At 26.5% G+C, this 24,422-nt stretch carries 21 protein-coding genes and 1 tRNA gene; 12 read left to right on the forward strand and 10 right to left on the reverse strand.

Features of this window, described 5'->3' with window-relative positions:
* The first annotated feature begins 3 nt into the window (after window positions 1-3).
* From HTZ87_RS00150 to HTZ87_RS00175, 6 genes are all read left to right on the forward strand, one after another.
* Window positions 4-1,158 (forward strand): hypothetical protein, encoded by a 1,155-nt coding sequence (locus HTZ87_RS00150; RefSeq protein ID WP_174892561.1) that lies wholly within the window; start codon window positions 4-6, stop codon window positions 1,156-1,158.
* A gap of 134 nt (window positions 1,159-1,292) precedes the next feature.
* On the forward strand, window positions 1,293-2,309 hold the full coding sequence (gene trpS / locus HTZ87_RS00155) for a tryptophan--tRNA ligase (RefSeq protein ID WP_174892562.1): 1,017 nt from the start codon (window positions 1,293-1,295) through the stop codon (window positions 2,307-2,309).
* On the forward strand, window positions 2,296-4,041 hold the full coding sequence (gene thrS / locus HTZ87_RS00160; RefSeq protein ID WP_174892563.1) for a threonine--tRNA ligase: 1,746 nt from the start codon (window positions 2,296-2,298) through the stop codon (window positions 4,039-4,041). Before trpS ends, thrS begins: the two co-directional genes overlap by 14 nt.
* A complete protein-coding gene (locus HTZ87_RS00165) occupies window positions 4,034-4,477 on the forward strand; it encodes a hypothetical protein (RefSeq protein ID WP_174892564.1) in 444 nt (147 codons plus the stop codon). Before thrS ends, HTZ87_RS00165 begins: the two co-directional genes overlap by 8 nt.
* Before the next feature lie 110 nt (window positions 4,478-4,587).
* Window positions 4,588-6,408 (forward strand): tRNA uridine-5-carboxymethylaminomethyl(34) synthesis enzyme MnmG, encoded by a 1,821-nt coding sequence (gene mnmG / locus HTZ87_RS00170; RefSeq protein ID WP_371813982.1) that lies wholly within the window; start codon window positions 4,588-4,590, stop codon window positions 6,406-6,408.
* A complete protein-coding gene (locus HTZ87_RS00175) occupies window positions 6,408-6,842 on the forward strand; it encodes a 23S rRNA (pseudouridine(1915)-N(3))-methyltransferase RlmH (RefSeq protein WP_174892566.1) in 435 nt (144 codons plus the stop codon). The genes mnmG and HTZ87_RS00175 overlap by 1 nt, the downstream gene beginning before the upstream one ends.
* A gap of 166 nt (window positions 6,843-7,008) precedes the next feature.
* On the opposite strand, the gene HTZ87_RS00180 is transcribed toward HTZ87_RS00175, so the two are convergent.
* From HTZ87_RS00180 to HTZ87_RS00190, 3 genes are all read right to left on the reverse strand, one after another.
* Entirely contained in the window at window positions 7,009-7,782 is a 774-nt protein-coding gene (locus tag HTZ87_RS00180; RefSeq protein ID WP_174892567.1) for an MAG0110 family membrane protein, read from the reverse strand.
* Between the two features lie 50 nt (window positions 7,783-7,832).
* Entirely contained in the window at window positions 7,833-9,965 is a 2,133-nt protein-coding gene (locus HTZ87_RS00185; RefSeq protein ID WP_174892568.1) for a transglutaminase domain-containing protein, read from the reverse strand.
* Window positions 9,966-10,134: 169 nt separating this feature from the next.
* Window positions 10,135-11,106, reverse strand: a complete 972-nt coding sequence (locus HTZ87_RS00190) for a hypothetical protein (protein WP_174892569.1) — start codon at window positions 11,104-11,106, stop codon at window positions 10,135-10,137.
* 335 nt (window positions 11,107-11,441) lie between these two features.
* Here HTZ87_RS00190 and rpsD point away from each other — a divergent pair, with 335 nt between their 5' ends.
* The 5 genes from rpsD (at window position 11,442) to asnS (ending at window position 14,527) form a co-directional block, all read left to right on the forward strand.
* Window positions 11,442-12,041, forward strand: coding sequence for a 30S ribosomal protein S4 (gene rpsD, locus HTZ87_RS00195; protein ID WP_174892570.1), 600 nt, complete (start codon window positions 11,442-11,444; stop codon window positions 12,039-12,041).
* A 21-nt stretch (window positions 12,042-12,062) separates the two neighbouring features.
* Window positions 12,063-12,278 (forward strand): 50S ribosomal protein L31, encoded by a 216-nt coding sequence (gene rpmE / locus HTZ87_RS00200; RefSeq protein WP_174892571.1) that lies wholly within the window; start codon window positions 12,063-12,065, stop codon window positions 12,276-12,278.
* A 77-nt stretch (window positions 12,279-12,355) separates the two neighbouring features.
* On the forward strand, window positions 12,356-12,700 hold the full coding sequence (gene rbfA / locus HTZ87_RS00205; protein WP_174892572.1) for a 30S ribosome-binding factor RbfA: 345 nt from the start codon (window positions 12,356-12,358) through the stop codon (window positions 12,698-12,700).
* Entirely contained in the window at window positions 12,700-13,167 is a 468-nt protein-coding gene (locus HTZ87_RS00210; protein ID WP_174892573.1) for a YhcH/YjgK/YiaL family protein, read from the forward strand. Before rbfA ends, HTZ87_RS00210 begins: the two co-directional genes overlap by 1 nt.
* A 1-nt stretch (window position 13,168) precedes the next feature.
* The gene (gene asnS, locus HTZ87_RS00215; protein WP_174892574.1) at window positions 13,169-14,527 is read left to right on the forward strand and encodes an asparagine--tRNA ligase; all 1,359 of its coding nucleotides are present in this window, start codon (window positions 13,169-13,171) and stop codon (window positions 14,525-14,527) included.
* A gap of 436 nt (window positions 14,528-14,963) precedes the next feature.
* On the opposite strand, the gene HTZ87_RS00220 is transcribed toward asnS, so the two are convergent.
* Entirely contained in the window at window positions 14,964-16,841 is a 1,878-nt protein-coding gene (locus HTZ87_RS00220) for an AAA family ATPase (protein WP_174892575.1), read from the reverse strand.
* Window positions 16,841-17,224, reverse strand: coding sequence for a hypothetical protein (locus HTZ87_RS00225; RefSeq protein WP_174892576.1), 384 nt, complete (start codon window positions 17,222-17,224; stop codon window positions 16,841-16,843). Before HTZ87_RS00225 ends, HTZ87_RS00220 begins: the two co-directional genes overlap by 1 nt.
* A gap of 570 nt (window positions 17,225-17,794) precedes the next feature.
* Here HTZ87_RS00225 and HTZ87_RS00230 point away from each other — a divergent pair.
* The gene (locus HTZ87_RS00230; RefSeq protein ID WP_174892577.1) at window positions 17,795-19,846 is read left to right on the forward strand and encodes a leucine-rich repeat domain-containing protein; all 2,052 of its coding nucleotides are present in this window, start codon (window positions 17,795-17,797) and stop codon (window positions 19,844-19,846) included.
* 44 nt (window positions 19,847-19,890) lie between these two features.
* Here HTZ87_RS00230 and HTZ87_RS00235 read toward each other — a convergent pair whose 3' ends face one another.
* From HTZ87_RS00235 to HTZ87_RS00255, 5 genes are all read right to left on the reverse strand, one after another.
* A complete protein-coding gene (locus HTZ87_RS00235) occupies window positions 19,891-20,751 on the reverse strand; it encodes an ABC transporter permease (RefSeq protein ID WP_174892578.1) in 861 nt (286 codons plus the stop codon).
* Window positions 20,744-21,709 (reverse strand): ABC transporter ATP-binding protein, encoded by a 966-nt coding sequence (locus tag HTZ87_RS00240; protein ID WP_174892579.1) that lies wholly within the window; start codon window positions 21,707-21,709, stop codon window positions 20,744-20,746. The genes HTZ87_RS00235 and HTZ87_RS00240 overlap by 8 nt, the downstream gene beginning before the upstream one ends.
* A gap of 88 nt (window positions 21,710-21,797) precedes the next feature.
* Window positions 21,798-23,147, reverse strand: a complete 1,350-nt coding sequence (gene tig / locus HTZ87_RS00245) for a trigger factor (protein ID WP_174892580.1) — start codon at window positions 23,145-23,147, stop codon at window positions 21,798-21,800.
* Between the two features lie 48 nt (window positions 23,148-23,195).
* A complete protein-coding gene (locus HTZ87_RS00250) occupies window positions 23,196-24,197 on the reverse strand; it encodes an NAD(P)H-dependent glycerol-3-phosphate dehydrogenase (RefSeq protein WP_174892581.1) in 1,002 nt (333 codons plus the stop codon).
* Between the two features lie 43 nt (window positions 24,198-24,240).
* A tRNA-Trp gene (locus HTZ87_RS00255) sits at window positions 24,241-24,315 on the reverse strand.
* Window positions 24,316-24,422: the final 107 nt, after the last annotated feature.

A 24,422-nucleotide genomic window follows, 5' to 3' on the forward strand; every position in this document is an offset into this window, starting at 1 on the left:
AATATGAAAATACATAAATATTTATTACTTTTAGGTTCTATTAGTATTGGAACCTTGGTTGCTAGTTGCTCAAATACTGTAGCAAATGACAAACAACAAAATAATGATGTTCAAAATGGTACTGGATCAAATACAGATGTAAAACCATTAACGCCAAATAATAATCCAATTGTAAAACAAGAAAACGGCACTACACAAAAAGGAATTCAAAATGAAGCTCCAAAAACAAAACAACAAGAAGAAATAAATGTAGCTCCTAAAAGCAAAGAAAATACTCCGCAAGATAATTCTAACGATAGCCATGTATCTCCAAGCGAAAACACCGATAATTCTTCAAATCAAAGTGATTCATCTGTAACTAAAGATGAAGAAATAACAACCCCAAATACTAAACAAGATTCTTCAGAAAATTCTAATGTTAGTGAATCTCCTAATAACAATACGGTAGATGATTCAAAAAAAGAAAGTCAATCATCTGAAACTGACAAAAATGATTCTACCGATACTAAAAAAGAAGTGATAAGTGAAGAAGAGAAAAATAATATCAAGATTAAATTATTAAATTTAAATCTTAGAACTATGACTATGTTAGTTTTTGCAACTTATACTACCGATGAAGCTTATAGACAATATAATGAATATATACCAAAATTAAAAGAGTTTATGAAATCGTTAGAAGTTTTTAATAACACCGAAACATTGGATGAAATTAAAAGAATCCAAGAATTCATTGATGATTATCAAGCGGCTTATAATAAAAATAATTTCGGTGATTTTTCTGCAGAAACTTTATATAGTATTGATAATGGTTGAAGAGGTAAATATAGTCCTTTATTCAAAATACTAGAAGATAATAGTACTGCAATTATTAGTAATTTAAACTTCCGTTGAGACAATATATTTAGAATGAAAATAATTAAAAGAATAGTAGAATTATTTGATAAAATAAACGAACCTACTTTCCTAAATTCGAATTTATTATATGAAATTCAATATCAATTAAATAGTTACTTAACAAGCGATGACAAAAATAAAGAGTTTAAAGATGAAGTAGAAGCGTTATTAAAATTAGTTAATAGTGCTATCGAAGGTAAAACACAATTCGATGCTAATATCATGACAAAACTTAGAGAACTTACATCAAAAGTAACTGAATAAAATCAATTCAATAAGGAACTAAAATAACTTTAGTTCTTTTTTTAAAATAATTACAATATAAGCACTTAAATAGTAATGCGAATTATAAATTGTAATATAATTTAATTAATTATTAACTAAATATGGGAGAAAAGATGAAAAAAACATTACTAAGTGGTATTAAACCAACTGGTAACTTAACTTTAGGAAACTATATTGGTGCTATTAAAAATTTTGTCGCGATGCAAAAAGACTATGATTCATATGTTTTTGTTGCTGACTTACACGCGTTAAGCACAGGAGCAGTAGATCCTATTGAGTTTAATAAAGCACGTAAAAGTATTATTGCAATGTATATTGCATGTGGTTTAGATTATAATCAAACCACCTTATTTTATCAGTCAGATATTCTGGCAACGGGTGTACTACAATGATTATGTACATCTTTAACAACAATTGGTGAATTATCTAGAATGACGCAATTTAAAGATAAATCTACGAAACTAAAACAAGGTAACGGTACTGAAAAAATTCCAACAGGATTGCTTATGTATCCACCTTTAATGGCCGCAGATATTTTACTTTATAACACTGATGTTGTTCCGATTGGTGAAGACCAAGTGCAACATTTAGAATTAACAAGAAATATTGCGGAAAGATTTAATTCAAAATATAATTTAGATTTAAAAATTCCAACCGGATATGTACCTAAGGTAGGGTCAAGAATTAGATCATTAACTGATCCTAATTCTAAAATGTCTAAATCTGACTCGAAGAGTGAAAAATCAATAATATATTTACTTGATGACCCAGAAAAAGCTTATTCAAAGATTATGAAAGCAGTTACAGATTCAGAAAATAAAGTATATATTTCAAATGGAAAACCTGGAGTTTTAAATCTATTAAACATTTATGCTTCAATCAAAGAAATAAGTTTAGAAGAAGCGGAAACATTATTTAAAGATTACAATTATAGAGATTTTAAAAATGAAGTTGGATTAGCGGTTAAAAACCTTTTAATTGACATCCAATCTAAATATTATGACGCACTTAGCAAAGTAGACGAAATTGCTAAAATAGGTGCTAAAAAAGCAAATAAAACAGCGAACGCAGTTTTATCAAAAATTATGAAAAAAATAGGATTTGAAGGAGAAGTAAATGAAAGCAAATAAATTATTAAATCATACAACAAGTCATTTACTAGGGGCAGCAGTAGAAAAACTTTTCCCAAATGTAAAATTAGGATTTGGTCCTGCTACTGATGAAGGATTTTATTACGATTTTGAATTTGAAACACCACTTTCAGATTCAGAATTAAATAAAATTGAACGTTTAATGAAAAAGTTAGCTTCAAGAAATTTAGTTATGACACAGGTTTCTGAAGAAGAATACAATTTTGAAAATAAGCCATATAAACAAGAGTTATATAACGAACTTAAAAAAGCGGGTAAACATATTACTTTCTACTCTTTAATTGACCCATTAAGTAAAGAAGTTATTTTTACTGATTTATGTGCTGGTGGTCACGTTGAAGATACAAAACACATTAAGCACTTTAAACTTTTAAGTCTTGCTGGTGCGTATTGAAGAGGAAATTCAGACAATATTCAATTAACAAGAATTTACGGTACTTCTTGAGAAACAAAACAAGAATTAGATGACTATTTAGAAATTTTAAAAGATCGTAAAGAAAGAGATCACCGTAAAATTGGTAAAGAAATGAAATTATTTACATTCAACAAATTAGGTGGTCAAGGTTTACCTTTTTGATTAGAAGACGGAATGGCTATACATAACGAAATTCGTAATTTAGTACTTAAAAACGACCGTAAATATGGATTTACAGAAGTATTAACACCACACTTTGGTGAAGAGGAACTTTACAAAATTTCAGGTCATCTATCACACTATAAAGATGATATGTTTAAGCCAATCGTAGTTGAAAACGAAAGACTTATCGCACGTCCAATGACTTGTCCACATCACATCATTTGTTACAACACAGAAAAACGTTCATATAGAGATTTACCTATTAGATATAGTGAGCAATCACAATTATATCGTTATGAAAAATCAGGTGCTCTTACAGGTTTAGAACGTGTTCGTGGTATGTTATTAACAGAAGGTCACTTATTCGTCCGTAAAGATCAAATTGCTCAAGAGTTTAAATCAATGTATAACTTAATTAAAGAAACACTTGAAGCATTTAAAATTAAAATTGACTATGTTTCATTATCACTTCGTGATCCGGAAAATAAAGAGAAATATTACAATGATGACAATATGTGAAATGAAGCTGAAAACGAATTACGTAATGTATTAAACGATTTAGATGTTAAATATGAAGAAAAAGTTGGGGAAGCTGCTTTTTATGGACCAAAAATGGATATTCAAATTTTCACAGCTTTAGGTCATGAAATTACAGTTTCTACATTACAATTAGACTTCTTGTTACCTAGAAAATTTGAAATATCATTCATTAACTCAAAAGGTGAAGAAGAAACTCCAGTTATGATTCACAGAGGTTTAATTGGAACATACGAAAGATTCGTTGCTATATTAATTGAACAAACAAAAGGTGTTTTACCATTCTGATTAGCACCAAAACAAGTTACAGTTATCCCTGCAACTAATTCTGATGAAGATTTTGAATATTCAAAATCAGTTAATGATAAACTTTTCGAACTTGGATTTAGATCAAAACTAAATTCTTCTGAAGAAAGATTAGGTAAAAAAGTTCGTGAAGCTCAAATGTCAAAATCTAAATTCCAAGTTATTTTAGGTGAACAAGAAAGAGTTTCAAACACAATTTCTTACCGTAAATATGGTGAAAACGAAACATACAACGTTTCACTTAATGAGTTCATTAAAATATTAGAAAGACTTAAAGAAACACGTGAATAAAAAAATATCTTGAATCTATAATATTTTATTTGCTTTAAGTGTAATTACTTTAATTTTAATTTCAGGTAGAATAGTACCTTGACATTTAATTGAATCTACAAAAGGTTTTAATTTAACTTTTTGAGTAAGGATTATTTTATCTACAGTTTTTAGTATTATCTTTATTTTAAGTGCGTTTCTACTATCTACATATTACTTTTACAAGTTTAAAAATATACAATGAATTATATTGTTAGTAGGGATAACCAATACATTAATGTGAATTCCTTTCACAAATGATGATAAAAGTTTTCAATGAGTTTGATATACAGGGGATGTTATTCCTGTTGTGGTAATATTTTCTACTATATATTTCTTATCAATTAAATTTATTACAAATGAAAATGTTTATAAGTTAAGAAAAATGTTAAAAGTAAAAGAACCATTAAAAAAGTAAAAAAATTATAAAAGTTAAAAATAACGCTGTTTTTACGTTGTTTTTAACTTTTTTGCTCTCTTTTTGCAAAAATAAACATAAATTTGATATAATAATAAATTATGTTTAATATATATAAAAAATATGATGCAATTGTAGTTGGTGGAGGACACGCAGGTGTTGAAGCTACATTTGCTTTAGCTAATAAAGGTCATAAAGTAGCTTTAATTTCATTTGATTTAAATCGTCTAGCAATGATGCCATGTAACCCTTCAATTGGTGGTCCAGCAAAAGGGATAATTACAAGAGAAATTGATGCCTTAGGTGGAGTCCAAGGTTATTTTTCTGATCTTGCAATGATACAAATTAAAATGCTTAATGAATCAAAAGGTCCAGCTGTTAGGGCTCTTAGAGCACAAATTGATAAAGATAAATATTCACAAATTATTCATGACGCACTTGAAAAACATCCGAACATTACTTTAATTGAAGCGGTTGTTGAAGAAGTGGTTGTAGATGAAAACAAAACTTTTAAAGGTTTCCAAGTAGAAGGATTAGGTTTAATTGAAGCTAAAGTGGCAGTTATTACAACAGGTACTTACATGAATTCAAGAATTCTACGTGGTGATGAAATTACAATTAGTGGTCCAGACAATCAAAAAACTACACCTAAATTAAGTAAATCACTTGAGAAATTAGGGTTAGAATTACAAAGATTAAAAACTGGTACACCAGCTCGTGTTTATGCTGATTCTATTGATTTTTCTGAAGTTGAAAAAGAAGTTTTAAATGATACAGCTTTAACTTTTTCATCTCGTTCAGGAGTTAAATTAGCAGAACAAATTTCATGTTATTTAACATACACTAATGAAGAAACACATAAAATTATTGAAGAAAATATTTCAAGATCAGCGATGTATTCAGGTTTAATTAAAGGTGTTGGGCCAAGATATTGTCCAAGTGTTGAAGATAAAGTTATGCGTTTTAGAGATAAAGAACGTCACCAAATTTTCTTTGAACCAGAAACAGCGGACGGAAGTATTATTTATGTTAATGGTATGTCAACTTCAATGCCAATTGAAGTTCAAGATAAAATGTTAAGAACTATTCCTGGTCTAAAAAATGCAAGAATTCAAAAATGAGGTTACGCAATTGAGTATGACGCACTTAATCCATTACAAATTTCAAGTACATTAGAATCTAAAGTTATTGGTAATTTATTTACTGCAGGACAAATAAATGGTACAAGTGGTTATGAAGAGGCCGCTGCACAAGGTTTAATCGCAGGAATTAACGCAGGTCAAAAATTAGAAAATAAAGAACCGCTTATATTAAGAAGAAATGATGCTTATATAGGTGTTTTAATTGACGATTTGGTAACAAAAGGTACAAAAGAACCTTATAGAATGCTTACAAGTAGAGCAGAATACCGTTTATTACTTAGAAATGATAATCCAGACATTAGATTAACTAAGTATGGAAATAATGTTGGTTTAGTTAATGAAAAAGATTATCAAAAAGTTATTGACAAATATGAATTAATTAACAAAAAAATTGATGAATTATCTAAAGAATTCGTTTCCTCAAAAAGTGAAATTGGAATTAAATACAAAATAGATAACGGTATTTCAATGCTTAAAGCTTTAGCAAGACCTGATGTTGATGCAAAAGATATTTTAGGTGATTTTGAATTTAAAAATGAATTAACAACAATGGTACGTTTAGATGGTTACATTAGAAAACAAGAATCACTTGCTAATCGTATGTCTAAATTAGATAATTTCAAAATTCCAGATGATATTAATTATCGTAAAGTTGCAAATTTAGCAACAGAAGCAATGCAAAAACTTGAACAAATTAGACCTAAAACAGTTGGTCAAGCTTCTCGTATTTCAGGAATAAATCCTGCCGACATACAAATGTTAATGTTTCATATTGCATCACAAAAATAATGAAACTTAACATTATAGCAGTTGGTAGTTTATCAAAAGAATACCAAGTCATTTTTAATGATTATTTAAAGAAAGTTAACTTTTTCGCAAAAGTTAATGTAATTGAAATTAAAGAACAAAAAATACAAAATATAGAGTTAAAAAAGCAAAAAGAAACTGAATTAATATTAGAAAAAATACCTAAAAATTCACCAGTTATTTATTTATCAACACAAGCTAAACAAGTCACATCAGAAGAGTTTAGTGAAAAAATCACAAATTTAGATAATATAACATTCGTAATAGGTGGTTCAAATGGTGTGATTGAAAGTCATTTTGATATTAAGTTAAACTTTTCTAAAATGACATTCCCGCATCAACTTTTTAGGGTGATGCTAATTGAACAAATATACCGTGCATTTACTATTAAAAATGGTATAACATATCATAAATAAAAAGTAAGTTATTTAATAGCAACTTACTTTTTTGTATGAATAGTAGGGGTTTTAGTAACTTTACGAACTTGAAACTATACATTTTTGAGTACAAAAATATTCAAATTTAAAATCAAAAAAGTAAGCTACTGATTGGTAGCTTACTTTTAAATAACTATTTTAGTTTCTAATTATTTCTTGAAAAAAGTCTTAATAAATGTATTAACATTGTTGAAGTGTTAATGAATAATCTAGTTGCTAAACTTATTCCGTAACTATATATTTGTGAGTTAGATGATACGTATGCGAAATTTTGTATTTCTTTTTTAACATAATAAAATTCATATGCTGTTGTTGCCGAAATAAATAATATGCTAATTAAAGAGTAGTATCATTGTACTTTTAAAACAAAGAATGAAACTACAAATAAAACCATAAGTGATATTCCAAGTAGAACCATTGTAATTTTAATTATGTGTTGGTTAATAAGTCCAAAGTATCCAATTGCCGCACAAAACATTAAAATAAGTACAGGTAAGCAAGATAATAGAAGGAAATTTCTAAAACTAAATGTTTCATTCGTTCCTGTTATTGTTGACTGTCTTTCATACACTTTTAAAAGGAATAAAAGTCCAGTTATTATTGCGGTTCAAACCACTACGTTAAATACTGCAAATAAAGATGATTTTCATAAGCTAGTATTTTGACGATGACCACTAAAAATTGAAAGTATTAAGTTAGATATAAAACCAAATATAATTAAACCTAAAGCTATATAGTAAGCTTTTTGTTGTCCTGTTTTAGAATTATATAATATGTTTTCAAGTATACTTGTTCCTGCAATAGATAACAAAATAGTTAACATAAATAAAAAGGCATATGTAAAAACTGTTATAAAAATTACTTTTCTAGCTCCTACAAATGTTTTATCCTTAGTAAAAATTTTTGTATTATTTTCCATAGTTTTAATTATAGTGTTTTTTTAGAATTAATTAAAAAATTGATTTTTAATTAATTATTTACTATAACCTCATATTTAAAATTATGTTTTTTTGCAAAATCTCTAACTATTTCATTATCTTCGTGTGTTTTAAGTGTTACATTTCTAATTCCTAAAAATGCTTCATTCTTAATTTCTTTAATTGTAGAAGGGAATATAACGTATTCAAGTCTATTAAGTGTATTGAAAGTAAAATCTTCAACTACTGTAATTCCTTCTGATAAAGTAACGGTTCTTAAGTTATCTTTAAATGAAATTTCTTGTCCTTGAAATTTAACGTCTGGATGAACAACTAAATTTGTCGTACCGTTTGGTATTGATATTATTTGACTAAAATCATTATTATATAAAACACCTTTATATGATGCAAAAGAGTAATTACCAGGTTCAACAATAATTTCGCTTACTGAATTTGATTCAAATAAATCTTTTCCGTCATTTAAAGTTGATGTTTCTTTAGGGATAGTAACGGTTTTTGAATTTAAATTACTTGGAGTCATTAATATTCTTGAAAAGTCTTTGCTATATAAAATACCATTTTGAGATGCAAAGAATTTATTATCTTTTGAAACTTCAAAAGCATATGTTCCTTTTGTGCCTGGGTACTCTATATGTTTAACAAATTCAGGGATATTTAATGTTTTAACTTTATTGTTATTTAAAATAGTGTCAGAAATGTTCTCTACTAAAATATCATTTAATTTATCAGGAATATTAGGGCTGTCGATGTTAGCGTCTTTCACTGAAAGACCATTTCAGTATTCATAAGTAATGTTGTCTTTGAAGTAGTTTAAATCTAGAACACGTTCAACTCTATGGTCATTTGAAATTTGATCTGCTGTTAATCTAAAATATCTTTCACTAACTGTACCTCATGTTGCATCGGAAAAGAATCATTCGTTAGTTTCTGGGTCTTGAATAGCGTTTCATTGGTGAGCACCAGCTGAAGATCAACCAATTACCATAACAGTTTTAATTCCTAAAATGTCTAACAATGATTTGTATAAGATACTGTAACCACCACAAACTGCTGATAAAAATTGTTTAACTTCAAATGGGTTTAATTTTGCTGATCTAACATCATTTGCATATTTAACATGTTTTGTTATTCATTTAAACACTAAAAATATTTGTTCTTTTTTGTTTTTTTCATCTTTAATTACTTCATCTTCTAAAAATTTAGTTAATTGAGCTTTTTGAGAAGGGTTATATCCATTATCATTAAAATCAGATAAATTCTCTTTTGATAAATTAACAAATTCTAATGCTTTTTTATTTATTAAAGCATTAACTTCATTTTTTTGTCTATTACCATCTTTAGTTGATTTTTCAATAGCATCTAGTTCTGGATAATTACTGTAATCATTTTTAGATTCATTTTCTTCTTTTTTAACTGCATTCTTGTCAAAATTACCAGCATAATATTGTGGTGCAGTATCTGCATTTAATTTTAATGTTTCTTTTAATGAAACCATTTTGTTAAATTCTACTTCTAAAGTTTTATAACTTTCATTATATTTATCTAATTCTTCATTATCATATTTCAATGGTTTTTCTAATTTATCAAAATTTTCTGTAACTTGGTTGATGCTGTCGAATAAAATTTCATATTTAAATTCAGAATTGCTTTCACCTTTGGTGGTTTTTAATAAATTAATAAATTTCTCTTGTTCGTTAATAATGTTTGAGTATGTTTCTATAACTTCTTGCTTTATTTTTTCTTGATTATCATTATTATCTTGTTCACCATTATTTGTTGAATTATCTCCAGGATTTTCTATTGGTTCACTTTTGTCGTTTTCGGAACTTGTATTTTCGTTATTATCTACTTCGCTATTACTTGAACTATTATCAGACTTGTCTTCAATTTCTTCATTCTTGTTAGCAGGAACTTCTTCTACGACTTCACTATTACTTGAACCTTCAGTTTGGTTTTTATCATTAACTTGTTGATTATTTGAATCAGTATTTTCGTTATTATCAACTTCTTTATTATTACTTGTTGAATTATCTACAATTGTGTTTGGAATTTCGTTTGTTTCTTCCTTCTGAGCACTATTTGTAGAAGAACATGAAATAATAAATACTGGACTTGTACCTAAAAAAGGGATTAAGATTTTTTTAAATATTTTGCTTTTTTTCATATTACTTACCTCGTTACTAATTTCTTTGAAATAAAGAATATTTTAATTATATTGCTTTTAACAAGAAAACATTAAATTTAGTATTTTTTTATGATAAAAACCATATTTTATAAAAACATTAAAAATAAACCCCTTATTGAGGAGTTTATAATTAATAAATATATCTTAATTATTGTGCGTTTGTTTCTGCTTTGCTTTTTGCATCATTTAACATTTGGTTTAATTCTTCTAAAAATGTATTTGCTTTTTCTTGGTTTAAATTATTTTTTTCAGAATAGTATTTTTCTTTAAATTTATTTAATTTAGCTAATAATTCATCGCCAATAGAAGTTTTATCTTCTTCAAGATTATCTGTGTAATCATAAATTTCTAATATTTTATCGTCTATCGAGCTTGTGAAATCATTGTCTCCACTATCTTGTTTTTCTTCTGTTTCACTTGGAGATTCTGTTTCTTCTTCATCTTTAACTTCACTTGTTTTATCTTCGTTTGGAGTTTCTACTTCTTCATCAGTATTTTCTTCAACAGTTTCATTTTGTTCTTTGTCAGGATTATCTATTTGATTTTTTTGATTTTTAATTACATCTATAAAATCACTTAGTGATTTATAAGCTTTTACTACTTCTTCTCCTGCGAATCCTTCATTTGGCATTTTTTCACTTATTTTGATTAATTTGTCAAATAATTCTTTAACTAAAGCATCGTATCTTTTTTCAGGATCATCAGATAATTCGTCATGTAAATCTCAAGATGTTGAGACTAATTCACCTAATTTATCTTTTGTAATTTGTTCATCACTTGTTTCGCTTGTATTAGTTTCGGTTTCGTTTTTTTCTTCTGGAGCATCTTTTTTCTCAGTTTCGGTTTCTTCTGTTACTGTAGTTTCGCTATCGTTAGTTCCTTTGTTTTTCTCATTAGGAACTTCAGTTTCTTTTTTTACTTCATTATCAACTTCAGTGGTTATGCCAGTGTTATTTTCTTCGTTTGCTTTTTTACTATCTGTATTATTAGTTTCGGTATTTCCTGTATTTTGGTTGTTGTTTACATTATTTTCTGAATTATTTGAACATGAAACAACAATAATAGAGCTTGTTCCTAATAAAGGTAACAATAACCTTTTTAAGTAATTTATTTTTTTCATTTTTTCCTCATTTATTATTTATTTTCAATTTGTTTAAACATTACTGTTTAGTAATATAAAAGATTATAGCATAATTATTCAAAAAATAATCACTATTTTTATTAATTTATTATTATAAAATTCAACACCAAAATTAGTAATAAATTTAAATTTAGAAAAAAATAAAAAAATGATAAAATAATAAAGCATAAATTAAGTTACAGCAGTTTATTATAACTAAGAAAAATTTAGCATGTCAAACTTTGCGAGTAGTTTAAGCTGTTTAAACGAAAACATTAAGCTAAATTTTAATAGCTAGAAATAAACCCTCAAACTTCTATGCGGAAAGAGGAAAAATGTCAAGATATACAGGACCAGTTTTCAAAAAAGCTCGTCGTTTAGGTTTTTCTATTTTAGAAACAGGTAAAGAATTTTCTAAAGGTAGAAAAAGAACTTACGCACCAGGGCAACACGGAAACAAAAGAGTTAAATTATCAGATTACGGATTACACTTATACGAAAAACAAAAAGTTAAACACTTATTCGGTGTAAACGAAAAACAATTACGTAAAGCTTTTGAAAAAGCAGTTAAAGCTAAAGGAGTTACAGGTACAAACTTATTACAATTACTTGAAACTCGTTTAGATAACGTAGTTTACAGAGCTGGATTTGCTACAACAAGAAGACAAGCTCGTCAACTTGTTAACCACGGACACTTTACATTAAACGGTAAAAAAGCTAACATCCCTTCAATGGTTGTATCATTAGGTGATGTTGTTGAATTAAAAGAAAAATCAAGAACAAACAAACAAATTGTTGAAGCTTTAGAAACAAAACAAGCTTCAGCATGAATGACAAGAAAAGACTTTACAGCTAAATTAGATAGATTACCAGAAAGAACAGAAATTCACTCAGAAATTAAAGATGCTTTAGTTGTTGAGTTCTATTCTAAATAGTCGAAAGGATAAGAAGAAAATATGAAAAAAGATTTACATCCTGCTTACCACGAAGTTAAAGTTGCTTGTTCAACTTGTCAAAAAGAATACACTTTTAAATCAACAAGAAAAAACTTTACAGTTGACGTATGTTCAAACTGTCACGCAGTGTTCACTGGAAACAAAACTCAAATCAAAGCTACAGGTAGAATTGATAGATTTAACAAACGTTTACAAAAATCAAACACAAATAAATAATCGTTAAGAATCAAGCTATTTCCTAGCTTGATTTTTAAATAATTTTTTACTTAAAATAATATATAATTTAAATACTTATGAATAATATAAATTTAAAAAGAAAAGAAGCATTAATTAGAAATATGATTGCAGATATTTTATTTAATGAAATAACAAATAAAAATATCATTGATCCAGTTGTTATGGATGTTGAGTTATCATCAGATTTAAGTTATCTTAAAGTTTATGTAAACTTATTTTCAAATAAAGAAAAAGGTTTAATTGCACTTAATAATTCTGCAGGTATTGTAAAAAGAATTTTAGCTAAAAGATTAAATTGAAGAAAAGTTCCGTCAGTTAAATTCTATTTTGATGATGTATCTTCAATTGGAAGTAGAATTGATGAAGTTTTACTTAAAATTAAGAGCGAGGAAAATAATTAATGATATATGACAAAGTTGTTAATGCTGATGTTTATCAAACTAAATATCCAGCATTAAATCGTGCTTTAAAATTACTCAAAGAATTTGATTTTAACACTTTAGATTTTGGTATCACACAAATTGATGAGAAAATTAAAATTGTTAAAATGAAGTATAAAGAATTATTTCCTGAAGAAACTTTTGGTGAAATTCATGCTAAAAATGTGGATATACATATTTATGCAGGAGAATGTGATGAGATATTTGGATATGATTTAAATCCTAAATATACTGAACAAAACGTTTTATTACATAAACCTGAGAATGATGTTGTTTTCGTAAATTACGATAATAAAAATAATTATTTACGTTTAGCAGAAGGATATTTTGCCTTATTTTTACCAGGTGAATTACATTGTCCGCTAATTACTGATAAAACAAAACAAGAAATAACTAAAATAATAATAAAAATTAATATAGAGGAATAATATGCATACTATTAAAAAAATGATTTTAAAACCTAACTTTTATGATGGGTGAAATGATGTTACTGTTAAAGGTTGAGTTACATCTAACAGAGGTAGCAAAAAAATTCGTTTCATTGAAATGAATGATGGTTCAACTGTTAAAAACTTACAAGTTGTTTTTAAAGGTGAACAATTCGATTTTGATTTATTAGATCAATTAAGAAATGGTGCAGCTATCGAAATTAAAGGTTCTTTAAATGCAACACCTAATTCACCACAACCAATTGAAATGAAAGCTACAGAATTAATTGCTTATAAAAATGTTGATGAAGATTTTCCTATCCAAAAACAAGAGATGAAAATTGAAACATTAAGAGAAATTCCACACCAAAGACATAGAACTAACTTATTTAGATCAGTTATGTTAATCCGTTCAACTTTAGCTAAAGAAGTACATAAATACTTTGATAATAAAGGATTTTACTACATGAATAGCCCTATTATCACAAGTAATGATGGAGAAGGAGCTGGAGAAACATTTTTAGTAGATGACTCATCTAAAGAAGGAAACTTTTTTGGTAAAGGTAATAAAGCTAGTTTAGGTGTTACAGGTCAGTTACATGGGGAAAGTTATGCATTAGGTATGAATAAAATTTATACTTTTGCACCTACTTTTAGAGCGGAAAATTCAAACACAAAAAGACACTTAGCAGAGTTTTGAATGATTGAACCTGAAATGGCTTTTTATGACTTAAATAAAACTATTTTATTAGCTGATGATATGCTTAAAGTAGTTATTAGAAACACTTTATCAGTTAACAAATTAGAAATCGAATATCTAAACGAACATGTTGATAACAACTTAATTGCTCGTTTAGAAAGTTACATTAATACACCACTTAAAATTATTGATTACAAAGACGCAATTGAAGAATTATTAAAAGTTAAAGATAGATTTGAAAATCAAGATATTAAATTTGGTTTAGACTTAGGAAGCGAACACGAAAAATACTTAACAGACGAACTTTATAAAGCACCTGTTGCCGTAATTAACTTCCCTAAAGACTTTAAAGCATTCTATATGTATCAAAATGAAGATGGTAAAACTGTTGCTGCTTTTGACCTTTTAGTTCCAGGAGTTGGAGAATTAATTGGTGGTAGCCAAAGAGAAACAAATTATGACAAACTTGTTCAACGTGTAAATGAATTAGGTATCGACCAAGAAGATTTACAATGATACTTAGATTTAAGACGTTTTGGACACATGCAATCATCTGGTTTTGGAGTAGGGTTTGAAAGACTTGTAATGTATGTTGCAGGTATGGAAAATATTAGAGATACAATCCCTTATCCAAGAACACCAGGAAACATTAAAATGTAATAGCAAAAGTAAGTTTCGACTTACTTTTTTATTATTTTGAGCGGTTGAAGGATTAGTTATGAAATTAAGTAATCGCCCACAAATAATATGCTGTTTTAGGAGAATGATAGTTCAACTATAATTTGAAAATTTGAATTTTTATAACTATAAATTAATTTGTACAAATATATAATACGTTTAAAAATAGTTTTATTATATCGTAATATTATAGAGTTACTTTTGAATGATTTATGAACATAAAAAAGATTTTAATGTGTAATTTATAATAAAAATATATTTTAAGATTTAAGAAAACAAGTAAAGTTTTTTACTAAAAAGTGATTCAATAATGTGAAAACGTCAAATTAATATTAAAAATGTAGCAAACCTCTAAATCCGAACCAGATTTAGGGGGTTCACTACAAAATAGCTTTCTTAACACTATTTTTATTTATTTTTATTCTCCTAATAAATAGTCAAATAGATTCTTAAAGTTTTCTATTGTTTTATCATTAATTTCTATTTTATCTGCTAAAATTTGTTTTTTAAATGCTGTAGCAAATTCAAATGTTTTATTGTTTTTCATATCATATTTTTCAAAACCATTAAACATGTCTTCTATTTCAACAATTGATTTTAATTTTGGTACATCTTTAAATTGAACAATGTTTTCAAACTTTTCTTTTAAATCATTTTTGAATTCATTGCCAGCTGAATCTCCATCAACTAAAAAGTTTGGTGTTTTTGTTATGTTGAATAAATGTTTAATGTTATTTGAAGATTTTTTAACACCTTGAAAAGGTAAAAATTTGATATTATCATATTCTAACTTTTCCGCCATTGCTGTTAGGTAACAATAATCTGTAATACCTTCCACAAAGTAGATTGGTGATTTATCTTTATCTAAGAATACATTAGATGACACAGCGAAAGAATTTAATAACGGATTCAATGCATTTATATGATTTTGATCAATATCATGAAATTTGCTTAATACAGTTGAACTAATTAATCCATCGTATTCGTTTTGTATCACAAATCTAAGCTCTTCAAGGTAATTTGTATCAATTAAAAATGGGTCATGTGTAGTTACGATGAATATAATCCCTGTTTTATAAGCAAATTCTCTCAGTTTAGATACTAATAATTTTCTCGATTGAGGAGTTATGTTGTTTCCAAATGTTTCATCAATTAGCACAAATTTTGGTTTCATTTCGTTGTTTGTGTTTAATTTTAGCCAAATAAATAGTTCAAAAAATCACTTAAATCCATCAGATTGTTTTTCAAAATCAAGTGGTGAATCATTTTGATAAAAAGCAAATTCAATTAAACCTTCTTCAATAATAATTTTAAATTTATATTCAGTGTTTTCTGTTGTTTTGATAATTTTATTAAATTCACTAGAAAGATTATTGAAATCTTTTACTAAGCGTTCTTCTAACCTTCTTCTAAATGCTGAAGAACTTTGTTTTAATTTTGATAACACATCTTTAAAATCATTATTTGTTATTTCAAATAATTTATCGATACTACTTTCTTTATTTTCGTTTTCATTTTTTAATGAATATAAAAAAGATTTGTTATTTAAATTAAGTTTTTGATAATCAACAATATCATTAAATTGAATGTTGTAATTGTCTTTTAAAATATAGCAATAAATTTCAAAAGTGTTTTCATCTTTTTCGACAAATTCTTCTATTTCCATTCCTTTTGTTGAGGTTATATCAATGTATCATGGTCAGTAATTATCATCTCCTTTATAACAATATAATTGAGTAATTTTTCCATTTGGGTTTATTTTTTTGGTTGACTCTTCAGTTGGACCTTTATACCCATTGTATGAATTACTATAGTTAAATTTATAATCTAATGATTTAATAGTTATTTTTAAATAAACATAATCATTTTGAGAAAGTTTAATGTTTGCTTTATTTTTAAGAACCGCGCATGTAGCTTTTGTTTTTGCACCATGACTTTGTATATTTATAATATCATCTATGTTTAATTTGATATTATCAAAAGTATAAGGCTGTTGTTTTTTGCTTGAAGAAAAAACGTTATATATTTTCACATTCGTTTCATATGTTGTTTTCATTTCGGTGAAATTTGGCTTTGAATTTTCTATGTTAGGATATTGAGCGTATTTTAATGCTTCCAAAACATTAGATTTACCAACGTTATTTAGACCTACAACAAATAGTAGGTTTCCTATTTTTTCTTCTCCTTCTTCAATATTTGTATTCAATAAAATACTTTGTTTCTTATTTTTATCATCTTCAAAATTTAAGTTTTTGAAGTTTTTAATTTCTAATTTTGTTGAAATAATATTGTTCATTAGAATTCCTTTCTGTTAAGTAAAATATTAATTTCTTTCTTTGCTTCTTCAAAATTAATATCATCTAAATTTATTGTTAATTCTATTAATTTTTTTTTAAGTTTAAACATTTTGTCTTTTTTATTTAATTCAAACATCAAGAGTTTTTTATTGTTATATTTGTCGTTTAGCACTGAAATATAATTCATAACATAGTAATTGCTTATATATTCATTTTCATCGATAAATTTTAATAACTCTTTTACCTTAGCGTTAATTTTAGTTGTTTTTTTTCGATCATATAAGTCAATAAACTTATACAATGTGGGCCTGCTTATATTTAGTGCCTTAGATAGACTAGACAATCTTAAGTCAGAATTTTCTATTTTTTCTTTTATTCCCATATTCATATTATACAAATATTTTACAAATTTTGTAAATATTTAACAAAAAATGTAAATTTTATATTTTTTTATTTAATAATAATTATCTCATGTCAACTTTAGTTAAAGGACGCAATAAATATAATTAAAAAGACTAACTATAGCAAACCTCTAAATCCCGACCGGGTTTAAGGGTTTGTTACAGAGCACTACTTTTTATGGAATTTTTAATAAAAGTTGGGGTCGGAGGAATAGTTACGAATTATCCAATTATTAAGCAATCGCCCGAAAACAGTACTTTTGTGGGCGATTCAAAAATAATGTGGGCAATTATAAATATTCTTAAAATATCTATTTGTAATTATTTTGTTTAATAACTCATTTTTTATTTATTAGAAATAGAGTCCAAAAGAAAGCCATCGAATTTAATAAAGTCCAATATAAAGTTATATAATATTTTTATATAAATTTAAAACACAAAAAAGGTTTATAAAAATGTTGAATTTTAAGTTACATATAACAAAATAACTTAATTATTTTGTCGTTTATTATAGATATATAGTGTTAAAAGTTGAAAACACGGAGATAGAAATGAGTGTAAAAAATAATTTAATTATAAGTGATACAACGGGGTATTTAGTAATCGATAAAAGCAATATAGATAAATATATTGAGGAAGGTTATATATCTAAAAATAATTATTTTGATTGATATGAGTTAGTAAAATCAATCGATAATTATTCATCAATTAAGTGAATGTTAGATAAAAATTTAAAAATAAACACAAAAGTCAAAATTTTACATTTAAGTCTTCCGAATGTAACTGTTATGGTATATGAACAGTTCAAAAATAATACATCCTTAATAAGTATCGATATGCCAAACGTAGCAGTAGTTGTTAGAGGAGCATTTGAAGGAGCTACATCTTTAATGAATGTTAATTTACCAGGTGCAAAAGAAGTTCATGATCAAGCTTTTAAAAACACCTTATCTTTAACCAATCTTAATATCCCTAATGTAAATTATATCGGAGCTAATACATTCGAATCATCCAAATATATTGATATTTTGGTTGATTCCAATAAAAACAATCTTGCTATTATTAATAACATACTTATTGACGGCACAAAGGCTACAGGTGATATTAAAATACCAGAACATGTAACTTCAATTTATGATAGTGCTTTTAAAAACAATACATCCCTAACGAGTGTTGATATGCCAAAAGTGACCAAAATTGGCTTTCATTCTTTTTGAGGAAATACGTCTTTAATTAGTGTTAACATGCCAAATGTAAATGAAATTGAGGGATATGCATTTGCTAATACGACTTCTTTAATTAATGTTAATGTTCCAAATCTGATTAGTATCAGTACAAACGCATTTGAATCATCCAAATATCTTGAAAATTTAATTGATTCAAATAAAAACAATTTAGTTGTCATTAACAATATACTTATTGACGGCACAAAAGCTATAGGTGATATTAAAATACCAGAATATGTAACTGAAATTTTAAAATATGCTTTTAGAAATAATAATTCTTTAACTAGCGTAAACATGCCTAATGTAACTAAAATAGGTAGTGGTGCTTTTGAACGCAATACCAATTTAACAAGTGTTAATATGCCAAAGGTTAAGGTTATTGGTATTGACGCTTTCCGTAATAATGTGTCTTTAAAAACTGTAAACATGCCTAATGTAACTAAAATAGATAGCTATGCTTTTTATAACACTTCATTGACAAATGTTGATTTGAAAAATTTAGTTCAAATTAATGAATCGTCTTTTGCTCATAATAAATTATTAACAAGTGTTAATATGCCTAATTTAACAGAAATTGGTGTGAATGCATTTGAATGAAATGTGTCTTTAAAAACTGTTAATTTACCTAATATAAAGGTAATTCCTTGAGGTGTTTTTAGTCGCACTAAATCTTTAGTAAGTTTAAATATACCAAATGTAACTTCTATTTATTATCGTAGCGCATTTAAATCATCAAAATACCTTAAAAACTTAATTGATTCAAATAAAAACAATTTAGCTATTATTAACAATATACTTGTTGATGGTACAAAAGCTACAGGTGATATTAAAATACCGGAACATGTAACAAAAATTAGTAGAGGTGCTTTTGAGAGCAATAATTCTTTAACTAGTATTGATTTAGCGAATATAACTGAAATTAGTAGTGAATCTTTTATTAAAAATACTAGTTTAATAAGTGTTAATATGCCGAATGCGACCGAAATTCATTTTAATGCTTTTAAGGATAATACATCCCTAAGGAATGTTAATATGCCTAATGTAACAACAATTGGAGGATATGCTTTTGAAAATAATACATCATTAGCTAGCATTGATTTACCAAATGTAAAGGATATTTATGAAGGCGCTTTCAAAAACAACAGATCTCTTACAACAATTAATATGCCAAAAGTAACTAAAATCGGTAACGAAGCTTTCGAGGGTTCAAGATATTTAACAAGTGTTAATATGCCAAATATAAACTATATTAGTTTTAATGCATTCGAGAACACAAATATTACATATGAAAAATCAATAGTACCTTCATCCATGTCAAAAAATGAATTTTATGATTTAAAAAATAATCTAACAAAGCCATATAAAAAAGAAAAATAATATACAAAAAATTAACATTTCATACAAATGTTAATTTTCATTTCTTACCTAATTTTAGGTACTTTAATCGCAAAATTAAGTGTAAACATTAATGCAATTCAACTAGTTGCATATAGTAATGACCCTCACCATTTAATATCTTGTCCTAATAGAATATAGAATTCAAAACTTGCGTTACTTTGGTTTATAAATGACAAGTCTTTTAGTGCGAAATATTTAATTAAATTACTAATTTGGGTGGCAGGTATTAAACTTGATATCTCAGCTAGTGCTCTTGGGAATGTAATTAGTGGGACAAATGCACCAATTAAAAATCCTGCGATACCACTTAAAGAAGCGCTTAAAGCACTAAATGCAGCACTATTTGAAACATAACTGAATATAAATACAAATATAGCACTATTTAAGATACATCCAATTATAACGCTAAATCAGATATACATTCCTTTTTGGAATGGAATGGTAGTTTGGTTGTTTACAATGAATGTTTTGTTACCTAGCATTCAAAAAATACTTATTAGATACATTAGTGTTGTAATTAAGATATTTAAAAATATGTTAAATAGCAGGTAACTTAGACGTATAACACTAGTTTTCACTGGTGTCATATATAAATCATTTAATATTTTTCTCTCAGAGTCAGTAACCATAACACTTGATAAACTAATTGCGTTTGTAAATGTGGTTACTGATAAAAGTCCAATCATTAAACTTATATCGGCATATTGGTTTTTAATGATTTCTGGGGTTTGTTTTGGCATTTGGCCAATGTAAATATTTCTTGCGAATAAAGCAAAACATAAAAGTACAATCATAGGGCTCATGAAGGTAAAGAAAATTCTTTTTTTATCTTTTGCAAAGATTAAAAAATGCCTTTTAAATAAATTGCTTAACTGACTAAACATTTTTACCTCCGAATTGTTCGGTTACATTTAAAAAAACTTCATCCATTGAACCTTTGAAAAATTCGTAATCTTCAATATCTTTGATATGTTCTTTAATTCATTTTGAACCTTCGTTGTAGTCTTTAAATTTAATGGTATAAACATTATTATCTATTTTAAAATCTAAGTTTGATTTTAAAATAGAATCGTTTAACGTACTTGACATTTTATAAATTTTAATATGAGAACTTGAATATTTTGACTTAAGTTCTGAAGGTGTTCCTTCAACTAATTTTTCACCTTTTTGAATAATTATTGCTCTATTACAATTGTTTGCTTCTTCCATGTAATGTGTTGTTAATAAGATAGTTAATTTACGTTCTTTTTGTATTTTATTAAGTATTTCTCAAACTAATTTTCTTGAATTAGGATCTAGTCCAGTGGTTGGCTCATCTAGAAATAGAATTGAAGGTTTGTGAACTAGCGCTCTTGCGATATCAACTCTTCTTTTTTGTCCACCACTAAGTGCTGAATAATTTCTGTCTGCAAAATCATTTAGTTGGAACTCTTCCATAATTTGTTCTACAACTTGTTTTGGGGTTTGATTTTTAAAAAATGATTTGTATAAACTTGCTCTTACTAGTAAATTTTGGTAAACATTTAGACCTGGATCTAAAATGGATTCTTGGAAAACTATACCGATTTGATTTCTTATAGATACTATGTCATCATCGATGCTTTTACCGTGTATTAAAACATCACCGCTATCGCGTTTAAGTAGACCTAAAATAATATTCAGTGTGGTTGTTTTACCTGCTCCGTTTAGACCTAAAAAACCAAACAATTCGCCTTTTTTAACGCTAAAAGAAATGCCTTTAAGTGCTTTATATTTCTTAAAGCTTTTGACCAAGTTTTTAATTATTATAACTTCATCATTTTCATTATTTTTTATACTTGCATTTAATTTATTTGATTCCATATTTTTATTATATAACTTTTAAAATAAATATTATTTAGTTCATAAAAGTTTTAAAAAAATTAGGTTCGAGCCTAATTTTTAAATATTATTAGAAAGTAAATTGTAATTTTAATGCTAATTTTTTAAGTTCTTCAGCATCTTTTTCTTTTTTCAATAATACAAGTAATTTGTAGTTAAATGTAACTGCTTTTACAATTTCTTGTTTTGTTTTTTCGATTTCTTCTTTTGAATTACCTGGGATACCTTTTTCTCCAGTTAATTGTAATTTTTCTTTAAATTCTTGGAAATCTTTATCTTCATCATTTACTTTAAGTTCACCAAATAAGTATTCGTGTACTAATGATTTTTTAAGTTCTGAACTAGCGATTTTATTGAATTCATCGTTTAATTCTTCTTCTGTAGTTTTAACGAATGAAAGGTATTCTTTTCTTTTTAGACCGTATTGTTTTAATGAATTGTTAAAGTCTTCTTCCAATTTAGCAATTCTATCTTTGATTAATTGGTGGTTAATTTGTAAATCAGATTTTTTAATGATTTCTTCAACTGTATCTAATTCAAATTGTCTAATTGAGTCTAAGAAGAATTCTACTTCTTTTTTGTTTTTTAATAATTTTTCGAAATCTTTTAATGTTTCAACACCCTCAATTTTGAAACCTTTAACAAATTCATCGTTAAAGTCAAATTTTGATGGTCTTTTAATTGCGTTAATTGTAACTTGGAATGTAGCTTCTTTATCTCTATATTCTTTTACAAAGTAATCAGATGGGAATTTAACAACAACATCACCTTTGTAACCAACTTTTTTACCAATTAATTGATCTTCGAAACCAGGAATGAAAGTTTTAGAACCTAATAATAAATCATGTCCTTCAGCTTCTCCGCCTTGGAAAGCAACATCATCAATGAAACCTTTGAAGTCGATGTTAACTGTATCACCTTCAACAGTTTTTTCGTTTTTGTCAGTTACTTCAGCTAATCCGTTAAATTTTTCTGAGATTTCTAATTTAGCATCTTCGATTTCTTTTTTACCAACTTTTTTAAAGTTGAATTTTGTTTCAATATCTTTTAAAGAAAGTTTTTTTAAGTCAGGTAAAATTGGGAAGTTGTAGTTAATAACTACATCACCGTTTTCTTCGTTTTTAACGTCTAATTCGTAAATGTGTGCAATTACTGATAATTTATTTTCTGAAATGTGTTTTGCAACTTCTGCAAATTTATTTCTTGCTAAGTCGTTAATAAGAGTTGTGAAAACTTCTTCTTTGTTTACGTATGATCTTAATTTATCAATTGGAGCTTTACCTGGTCTGTAACCTTGTACTTTAACCTTTTGTGCTTTTTTATCTACTAATTCGTTAAATAATTTTTGAAATTCGTCAGATTTAATTGTGTATGAAACAACAACTTGAGAATTTTTATTATCTTGTGTATGTTTAATCATTTTACTCCTTTTTTATATTATAAATATAAATATAATTTTACATTATTTTTAGCTATTTTTAGTTATAAAATCACATATTTTCATATGCTCTTTTTTGTCTGAAAGTATTTGTATAATATTTTCAAAAAACGGTGCATTTATATTGCTATTTTTAATAATTTTATCTAGTGATTTAGCAGTTGTATAACCTTCAACTGTACCATTTGTTTTCTCTAAAGCTTTATTTATACCGAACTCACCAATCATTGTTCCAAATGTATAATTTCTACTTTTAACTGATGTACATGTTAAGAAAGTATCTCCAATACCTGCGAATTGATATACAAAATCATTATTATAATCATTTGTTAATTTCTGATATATAGTTATCATTTCTTGTATCCCAATTGTTATTAAAGCTGCATTAGTGTTTCTGCTTTCTGTCGCAATAGAAGCAATTCCTAAACCTATTGCAAGAACATTTTTAAGTGATGCAAATAGTTCCAATCCTATCTCATTATTATTTTCAACTAATTTAAAGTAATTGTTATTAAAACAATTAACTAATTCATCATTGTATTCTTTATTTTCTCCGACAATATTGATTACAGTTAGTTCTTTATTAAAAATTTCTATAGCGAAAGAAGGACCTAATAGGGTAGCTAAATTTTTTAAATTTTTACTAAATTTTTTCTTAATAAATTGGCTAAAAAAAAGTTCAGTTGATGGTTCGATACCTTTTGATAAATTGATTAAATTTATTCTTTTAAATTTAATCACATCACTTATTTGTTTTAAAACCACTCTTATTGCACTTGAAGGTATAGCTAAAACAATATAACGTGAGTTTAAAACCACTTCTTCTAAGTTATTAGTTGCAAAAATATTATCCTTATTAAAAAAATTATTGGACCCAAAATATTTTTGATTGTGTCCATTATTGATATCTTCAATTTCTTTTTGGTCAATGCCGTACATTGATATTTTTTTATTATTATATGATAGAACATTTGCTAAAGCACTACCATAAGCACCTGTTCCAATAAAACCAAAGTCGTATTTATATTTCATACTATAATTATAGTCTAATAATATAAAAAAAGGTATAAAAAAATGGCAGGGGTAGCAGGATTCGAACCCACAACACACAGGGTTGAAGCCTGTTGTTCTACCGTTGAACTATACCCCTAGCAATTTAAGTAATAATATTATACATTATTTTAATATATACCATAAAAATTTATATCAAAAATATCACTTTAAAGTAATTGTATATAGGTGCTTTAAAGTGATATA

Origin of the sequence: Mycoplasma sp. OR1901 (assembly GCF_013348745.1) — a bacterium.
Taxonomy (GTDB): domain Bacteria; phylum Bacillota_I; class Bacilli_A; order Mycoplasmatales; family Metamycoplasmataceae; genus Mycoplasmopsis.